The organism is Kitasatospora sp. NPDC088779, assembly GCF_040685395.1.
In the GTDB taxonomy this organism is placed as follows: domain Bacteria; phylum Actinomycetota; class Actinomycetes; order Streptomycetales; family Streptomycetaceae; genus Kitasatospora.
In genome coordinates this window covers 49,970-58,366 of the sequence record NZ_JBFBHW010000023.1, presented here as the reverse complement: position 1 = coordinate 58,366, position 8,397 = coordinate 49,970, and the positions used below count along the sequence as shown (strand labels likewise).

The window sequence follows — 8,397 nt, the reverse complement described above, 5'->3', positions numbered from 1 at the left end:
CAGCCTGTTCAGGCGACGCGTCGCAGGACGCGGCCGCCGAACTGCATGTGGTCCGCGCGCCCGGTCTCCGGGTCGAGCAGGAAGCGGCCGAGGTGTTCCACCTCGGGCAGCCGCGGGTGCCGGGCGGCGAAGAAGCGCTCGCCTCGGCCGGTCAGGTCGTACTCCATCCCGTCGTCGTCGACCAGGACGGTGGCGCCGGGGTGCGCGCCGTCCGCCGCGTCGGCGCCGGGGCGGATCCGGTACACGGTCTCGCCGTTGGCCCACTGCCCGACGCGGTCCGACAGGTCCTGCGCGGCGCCGGCGGCGGGGCCCGGCGCGTAGCCGGCGACGTCCACGCCCTCGGCCCGGAGCTGGGCCAGCAGGTCCTGCCAGGCGCCGAGGCCGGCCGCGGAGTCGGCCTGGAGGGCGATCACGGTGCCGCGTTCCGGCTGGATCCGCAGGTAGCAGGTGGCGCCCGCGCCCACGCCGTCGAGGCCGAGCCAGCGGTCGGCGCCGTTGCCGTACCGGGCCCAGCCGTGGCCCCAGCCGTCGGCCAGGCCGAACGGCAGGGTGTCGAAGGGCGGTTCGGCCAGTTCCCGGACGGCCTCCTGGTCGAGCAGGGCGGCGTGCGAGGCGTCGCGGTCGTCCAGGTGAAGCCGGGCGAACGCGACCAGGTCGGTGACGGTGCCGGCGATCGCGGCGGCGGGGGCGAGGTCGCGGGGGATCTCGCCGACCGCCAGGAAGGCCGGCTCGATGTCCAGCGGCCGGAGCAGGAAGTCCGTCACGGCGTTGCGCCAACTCACCCCGGCGGCGGCCTCGATGACCTTTCCGGCCAGGGCGAACCCGGCGTTGGAGTACGAGAACGCGGTGCCGGGGGCGAACAGCGGGCTGGCCGCGACGGCGGCCCGCAGCCCGCCGTCGCCGGGGCCGTCGCAGACCATCCCGGAGGAGTGGCTAAGCAGGTGACGAGTCGTCAGTCTCAGCTCGGCGAAGGGTGGTTCGGTCAGGTACTCGCCGACCGGCAGGTCCAGGTCGAGGTCGCCGTCGAAGGCCAGCTGCATGGCCAGCGTCGCGGTGAAGAGCTTGGTGAGCGAGGCGAACGGCGCGGCGGGCGCCGGCCCGGGCTCCGCACCCGCCTCGGCGACGTGGAGTTCGCCGGCGTCGTAGAAGGCGCACCGGAGGGAGCGCACACCGTGTTCGCGCGCGAGCCGTCCGGCCTTTTCACGCCATGACTGTGAATTCACTAAAACCCACCCACCGCATTCACCGGAATCCGAAAAAGGCGCAGCACAACAGCCCCGTTCGGCCGTGTTCCGTCCACGGCTCGTCGGTACGGGGATTACGCAAAAGGGGAATTCGCTCTGGTGAATGCAGGCTAACACCGGGCGGCGGGGCCGGTCAGGGTCGTTAAGCGGCAGCCGAATGACCCTGGTTGCCGCACTGCGAAACGCCGTTCGACCTGCCCGGAAACCCGAAAACGCCGATGGGGTCCGCGGTCGCGGACCCCATCGGCGGGTCGGTGTGGCAATGGTGCGGGCGGAGCTACTCGCGCAGTCCGATGGCCTCCACCGGGCGGGCGCGCAGGGCGAGCTTGGTCGGCACCAGAACGGCCGCCGCGGCCAGGGCCGAGGTCGCCGCCACGATCGCCAGGTAGAGCAGCGGAGGAATGTGCGGAACCAGGGACCCGGTCAGGCCCATGCTCACCGTCATCAACGGCACGACGGGCACCAGACTGCCGACCACCACCGCGATCAGGATCAGCATCAGCGTCTCGGTGCGCATCATCCGCATGACCTGTTCGGGGGTCGCGCCCACCAGCCGCAGCAGCGCGAACTCCCGTGCTCTGGACAGCGTGGTCATCACCAGGGTGTTGGCGACGGCCACCGCGATGTACCCGAAGACCAGGACCAGCGGCAGCGCGCTGCCGAACAGGTTGGCCGTGCCGGCCTTCTCCTGGGCGGCGGACAGGCCGCCCTTGTCCTGGACGTGCACCCCGGGGTAGCGGTCGTTGAGCCCGGTGAGCTCCCCGATCACCTTCTTCTTGTCGGCGCCGTCCTTGGCCCGCACCAGCACCGAGTCGTACATCCGGCGCGAACTGTGCTGGAGCACGGTGTCGTAGGACAGGGTGATGTCGCCGAAGCCCAGGCCGCGCTTGTACACGGCGATCACCTTCGGCTCCAGCGTCTGCCCGTCGGGCATGTGCACCTTGATCTGGCCGCCGACGTTGGCGCCGAGCGTGGCCGAAGCCCCGCTGCTGATCGCCACCGTGTCCGTGGACAGGTTGTCCAGGGAGCCCTCGGAGACGTCCAGGTCGACGACCCGGCTCAGGTTGCCCGGGGTCAGCCCCTGCGCCTTGTAGTCGAAGATCTCCGGCGAGCCGAGCATCTTCGTCGAGGCGAACAGGTCCACCCGCACCGTCCCGGCCGCGGCGTCCACCCCGTCCAGGCCGGCGATGAACTTCGGCGCGGTGACCGGCAGGCCGCCGGACTCGCTGGTCACCGTGTAGTCGGCGACGACGCCCGCCTGGGCCTGCGCCTCGGCCGCACCCGACGTGGTGGTCGGGATGAACAGCTGCACCGAGGCGAAGCCGATCGCCAGGATCAGCGGGCCGATGCCGGCCGCCAGCCGCCGGGCGTTGGCCCGGGTGTTGGCCACGGCCAGGAACCCGAGGGTCCCGAACCGGCGCTGGAACGGCGCGGCCATCAGCCTGGTCGCCTTCGCCACCACCGGCGGGGCCAGCATGAGGATCGCGATCACCATGATCAGGCCGCCGCTGCCGGCCGCGGCCACCGCGAAGATGCTGCCGAAGAACAGCGGCAACAGCGACGCGCAGAAGCCGAGGACGAACAGCAGGATCCCGATGGCCACCCGGGCGCCGCCGATGCCCGGCTGCTCGGTCTGGGCCTCGCTGAGCGCCTCCACCGGCCGGATCGACACCACCCGGCGGGCCACCGCGAACGCCGCCACCTGCGCGGCGATCACGCCGATGCCGACCGCGGCGATCGCCGGGATCGGGCCGTAGGAGAACTCGAAGTCGTCCGGCAGGATGCCGATCGCGCCGAGCGCCCCGCGCAGCACCCCGGCGGCCAGCATGCCGGGGAAGCAGCCCAGGATCGAGGCCACCAGCGAGATCACCAGGGCCTCGCCCGAGATCATCTTGTGGATCTGCTTGGGCGTCGCGCCGACCGCGCGCAACAGCGCCAGCTCGCGCCGGCGCTGGTGCACGCTGAGCGCCAGGGTGCTGCCCACCACCATCATGGTGATCAGCACGACGGTGCCGCCGAGCGAGCCCGCCAGCTCCTTCAGGCTGCCCCGGGCCGAGGCGACGTCCGGGTTCTCGACGCTGCTGCGCCCGTCACCGGTGTAGACGTCGATCGCGGAGCCCTTGAGCGCCTTGTCGATCCGGTCGCCGAGCTTGCCGGCGTTGGTGTCCTTGGGCGCCAGCACGCCGATGGCGCTGACCTGGTCGGTGCGGCCGAACAGGGTGCGCGCCTCGTCGTCGGAGAAGAACACCGGCGGGGTGCGCAGCGCACCGCCGCCGCCCTTGTAGGTGACGATGCCGACGACCTTGTACGAGCTGGCGTCCCGGGTGGAGGCGATCTTGACGCTGTCGCCCACCTTCACCTTGCGGTGGTCGGCGACGGACTTCTCCAGCACCACCTCGCCGGCCCGCTTCGGCTCGTCGCCGTTGCGGTCGTACGGGCCGAGCGCGGCCGCGCCCCAGTTGGTGCCGTTGGACGTCCGGTCGTCGGCGCCCTTGACCAGCTCCTCGCCGTCGTTGGAGACGACCTGCGCGGGGAAGGTGAGCACCGGGACGGCCTTGTCGACGCCCTCGGTCCTGGCGACCTTGTCGACCAGGTCGATCGGGACGCCGACGGCGTCCTTGAGGTCCTTGGACTTGCTCTTCTTGGCCTCGTGGACCGTGAAGTGCTTCTGACCGCCGACCACGACCGCAGCGCCGGAGTAGCGCTGGACCGGCACCCCGTTGCCGATGCCGGACTGCAGGATGATTCCGAAGGCCGTGACGAGCACGGACGCGCCGAACAGGGCGACGAACGCCCCGACGAACCCGGCCTTACGCTCCTTGACGGTCTGTACGACGAGCCTGAACACGCCTCACCACTCCCCCAGCCGGGTCATGCGCTCGGCCACCCGGTCCGGCGTGGGATGCGTCATCTCCTCCGCGTAGCTCCCGTCCGCGAGGAACACCACGCGGTGCGCGTAGGAGGCGGCGATCGGGTCGTGGGTCACCATGATCACCGTCTGTCCGAGGCTGTCCACGACCTCGCGCAGCAGCGTCAGCACCTGCTTGGCGGTGCGGGTGTCCAGCGCGCCGGTCGGCTCGTCCGCGAAGACCACCTCGGGCCGCGCCGCCAGCGCCCGGGCGATGGCCACCCGCTGCTGCTGGCCGCCGGACAGCTCCGAGGGCCGGTGGCTCATCCGGTCGGCGAGACCCACCTGCGTCACGACCTGCTGCAACCACTGGTGGTCCGGCTGGCGGCCGGCCAGCATCAGCGGCAGGGTGATGTTGTCCGCGACGGTCAACGCCGCCATCAGGTTGTACGCCTGGAAGATGAAGCCGACCCGCTCCCGGCGCATGATGGTCAGATCGACCTCGCTGAGCTGCGCCAGTTCGGTACCGCCGAGCACCACCGAGCCGGCGTCCGGGCGGTCCAGCCCGGCGGCGCAGTGCAGGAAGGTGCTCTTGCCCGCCCCGGACGGGCCCATCACCGCGGTGAAGGTGCCCCGGGCGAAGGCGAGGGACAGATCGCGCAGCGCGTGCACGGCCCCGGCGCCCTTGCCGTACGTCTTCCGGACCCCGTCGAGGCGGACGACCCAGTGAGCGTCCAGCGCGGCACTGCCGTCCGGTCGCGGCGGCGCCGCGTACTCCTCCTCCGCGGCCGCGCCCTGGAACTCCTCCGTCCGCGCTCCGCGTCCCTTTCTGCTCACTTCCGGCCTCCACCACTCGCACGCACTACTTGACGTTCACGAAGGTAAGTCCTGGAGCAGGTACGGAACCAGGGCACGAACTGGAGAGTCGATGGTGCAGAAAAGTGCCACCCACCGCCGCATTTGGGACGGTGGTAGGGTGATCGGGATGACGACTCGGAGGGTTTTAGGAGCCGTGCGCGCCCCCAGCATTGCCGAGTTGCGACGCTTACAGCCCGAGCAGTGGGTCCGCCAGACGGTGATCCGTTTCCCTCCGGCCGCGGGCTACGTCCTGCTCTGCCTGATGACCGGACTCGCCGGGCTGCTGCTGTTCTACCTGATCGCCATCATCTTCGCGCTCTGCCTGGTCGGAACGGGCTTCCTGCTGCTGCCCAGGACACTGCGGGTGCTGCGCAGGTACGCCGAGGTCCACCGCCGGTGGGTCGGCCGGCTGCTGGAGACCGAGGTCCGCACGCCCTACCGCGACCTGGAGCCCGGCCGCACCGGCCCCCGCAAGCCCTCCCTGCGCGACCCGGCCGTCCGCAAGGACCTGCTCTGGGTGATCACCCACGGCGTCGTCGGCTCGGCCCTGTGCATCTTCGCCCTGAGCATCTGCGGCAACGCCTTCAACTGGCTGTCCGCACCGGTGTGGTGGAAGCTCGCGTCGGGCGAGCGCAACTCGATCATCCTGATGAACGTCGACTCGTGGCTGAAGTCCTTCGTCGCGGTGTTCATCGGCATCGGCTACGCCGTGGTGGCGATGGCCGCGATGCGCGGGCTGGCCCTCGTGCACGCCCGGATGTCCCGCCGGCTGCTGACCGCCCGCCCCCGGGTCGCGCTCGCGCAGCGGGTCCGCGAACTCTCCGTGACCCGCGCCGAGGCGCTCGACGCGCACGACGCCGAACTGCGCCGGATCGAACGCGACCTGCACGACGGGGCGCAGGCCGGCATCGTCGCCGTCTCGCTGCGCCTCGGCATGATCAAGCGCGCGCTCGGCCAACGGCCCGAGCAGGTCCCGGAGATGGTGGACGCGGCCCAGAACCTCGCCGAACAGGCGTTGGAGTCGCTGCGCCACCTCGTCCGCGGCATCTACCCGCCGGTGCTCGCCGACCGCGGGCTGACCGACGCCGTCCGGGCGCTCACCGCGCTGTGCGGGGTCCCGACCCGGATAGACATCGACGAGTCGGCCGGCGCGGCGCCCCGCGCGCCCGCCGCCGCCGAGGCCGCGGCCTACTTCGTGATCTCCGAGGCGCTCACCAACATCACGAAGCACAGCGGGGCGCGCAGCGCGCTGGTGTGGCTGCGGATCGCGTCGGACGCCATCTCGATCAGGGTCGAGGACGACGGCAAGGGCGGCGCCACCGAGGGCACGGGGAGCGGGATCCTCGGACTCCGGCGCCGGGTCGCCGCCTTCGACGGCACCACCGACCTGTTCAGCCCGCCCGGGGGCCCGACCGTACTGAAGGTGGAGATTCCATGCGGATCCTGATCGCCGAGGACAACGCCCTGCTCCGTGAGGGGCTGGTCCTGTTACTGAACAGCGAGGGGCACGAGGTGTGCGCCACCGTGGACAACGGGGACGACCTGCTGCCCGCGTTGCTCGCACACCGCCCGGACGTCGCCGTGGTGGACGTCCGGCTGCCGCCGACGTTCCGGGACGAGGGCCTGCGCGCCGTCGTCGAGGCGCGCAAGCAACTGCCCAACCTGCCCGTCCTGGTGCTCTCGCAGTACGTCGAACGGGCTTACGCGACGGAGCTGCTGGCGCAGAGCGCCTCCGGGGTCGGCTACCTGCTGAAGGACCGGGTGGGGCGCGCCGAGGAGTTCCTGCTCGCGCTGGAGCGGGTCGCCGACGGCGGCACCGCGATGGACCCGGAGGTCATCTCGCAGCTGATGGTCCGCCGGGCCGGCGACGACCCGCTGTCCTCGCTGACCCAGCGCGAGCGCGAGGTCCTGGCGCTGATGGCGGAGGGGCGCAACAACGGCACCATCGCCGAGATGCTGTTCATCGCGGAGAGTTCGGTGAACAAGCACATCGGCAACATCTTCGCCAAGCTGAACATGCCCACGCCGGACAGCGGCCACCGCCGGGTGCTCGCCGTGCTCACCTACCTGCGGGCCTGAACGGCCGAAGGAAGACACGCGGAGAGGGGCGGCGCCGGTCGGGCGCCGCCCCTCCTGCGTGTCCCCCTCCTCAACTCCCGGACGGGTGCTCCCGGTTGTCGGGCAGGGCGGGGAAGGCACGGACCGCGGGGGTGACGGCCACGCCGAGTGCGATCAGCAGGAACGCCGCCGCACAGCTCAGGACGGTGGGCACGGCGTGCACGGTCTCCAGCAGCAGCCCGCACAGCAGCGGGCCGAGCGCCGCGCCCGCGCCCATCGAGACCCCGATCAGGCCGGCCAGCCGGCCGCGCATCTCATCGGGGGTGACCATCATCTGATGACCGGCCACCAGGGCGGTGGCGGTGGGCGCGAGGAACGCGGTGGCCCCCAGCACCAGCCCGGCCGGCCAGCCGGTCGGCACCACCGCGAGCAGCGGCACCAGCACCGCGGAGGCCCAGGTCAGCACCATGAGCGCCGTGAACGGCGAGAGCGAGCGGCGCAGCCGCCCGGCCGCCAGCGCACCCGACACGCCGCCCGCGCCGACCAGGGCGCCGATGGCGCCGACCTCGGCACCGGACCGCCCGTCCTGCTGGGCCATCACCACCACGGCGATCAACAGGCCGCTGAACACCAGGTTGAAGGCGGTGCCGAACAGCACGGTGGCCCGCACAGCCGGGTTGCCGCGCAGCCAGCGCAGCCCCGACGCCATCGCCTGCAACGCCCCCTCGGTCCGCTCCGCGTCCCCGCCCTTGCCCTCGGGCGCCGGCGCCGGCGCCGGCACCGGCGCGGGCGCGGGCAGCCGCAGGAACAGCAGCGTGACGAAGGCGATCGCCGAGGTCACCGCCTGGGCGACGAACGGCAGCAACCGCTGGACGCCGTACAGGAATCCACCGATCCCCGGACCCACGATGGTCGCGAGGTAGTAGCGGGCGGTGTTGCGGGTGACGGCGTCGGCGAGTTGCGAGGACGGCACGACGCTCGGCAGCAGCGCCTGGTCGGCGGTGCCGAACAGCGAGGTGCACACCCCTTCGACCACCGCCACCACCACGATGGCCGCCAGCGGCGCGTGCCCGATCGCCACCAGCAGCGCGAGCAGGCCCAGCGCCACGGCCCGCCCGAACTCCGAGACCAGCATCAGCGTCTTGCGGCTGACCCGGTCCGCCAGCGCCCCCGAGGGAAGCGCCGAGAGCGCCCGCGACCCGGCGATCGCGAACTCGGCCAGCGAGGCCTCGAAGGCGGAGCCGCCGAGCCCGAGCACCAGCAGCGGGTACGCGATCAGCGTGCCCTGCGCCCCCAGCTGGGAGACCATGTTCGCGGTCCACAGCACGTTGTACTCGCGGTTGCGGGACAGTGGCGGCGGGCCCGGCTCGGCTGCCACGGCGGCATCGG

General features: G+C 72.1%; 6 protein-coding genes. 2 read left to right on the top strand and 4 right to left on the bottom strand.

What is annotated here, in order from left to right:
• Positions 1-8: 8 nt before the first annotated feature.
• The 3 genes from AB0P03_RS22430 to AB0P03_RS22420 all read right to left on the bottom strand — a co-directional run bounded on the left by AB0P03_RS22430 (position 9) and on the right by AB0P03_RS22420 (position 4,830).
• Complete coding sequence (locus tag AB0P03_RS22430) at positions 9-1,223, bottom strand: serine hydrolase domain-containing protein (protein ID WP_363630419.1); 1,215 nt, start codon at positions 1,221-1,223, stop codon at positions 9-11.
• A gap of 298 nt (positions 1,224-1,521) precedes the next feature.
• Positions 1,522-4,092, bottom strand: a complete 2,571-nt coding sequence (locus AB0P03_RS22425) for an FtsX-like permease family protein (protein WP_363630417.1) — start codon at positions 4,090-4,092, stop codon at positions 1,522-1,524.
• Positions 4,093-4,095: 3 nt separating this feature from the next.
• Complete coding sequence (locus AB0P03_RS22420) at positions 4,096-4,830, bottom strand: ABC transporter ATP-binding protein (RefSeq protein ID WP_063351478.1); 735 nt, start codon at positions 4,828-4,830, stop codon at positions 4,096-4,098.
• A 298-nt stretch (positions 4,831-5,128) separates the two neighbouring features.
• Between AB0P03_RS22420 and AB0P03_RS22415 the strand changes: the two genes are divergently transcribed.
• Positions 5,129-6,397 carry a sensor domain-containing protein gene (locus tag AB0P03_RS22415; protein WP_363585134.1) on the top strand — a complete coding sequence of 423 codons (1,269 nt, stop codon included), beginning with the start codon at positions 5,129-5,131 and terminating at the stop codon, positions 6,395-6,397.
• Positions 6,385-7,029, top strand: coding sequence for a response regulator transcription factor (locus AB0P03_RS22410; protein WP_350880992.1), 645 nt, complete (start codon positions 6,385-6,387; stop codon positions 7,027-7,029). Before AB0P03_RS22415 ends, AB0P03_RS22410 begins: the two co-directional genes overlap by 13 nt.
• A 70-nt stretch (positions 7,030-7,099) precedes the next feature.
• Here AB0P03_RS22410 and AB0P03_RS22405 read toward each other — a convergent pair whose 3' ends face one another.
• Positions 7,100-8,386, bottom strand: coding sequence for an MFS transporter (locus tag AB0P03_RS22405; RefSeq protein WP_363630415.1), 1,287 nt, complete (start codon positions 8,384-8,386; stop codon positions 7,100-7,102).
• Between the last annotated feature and the right edge of the window lie 11 nt (positions 8,387-8,397).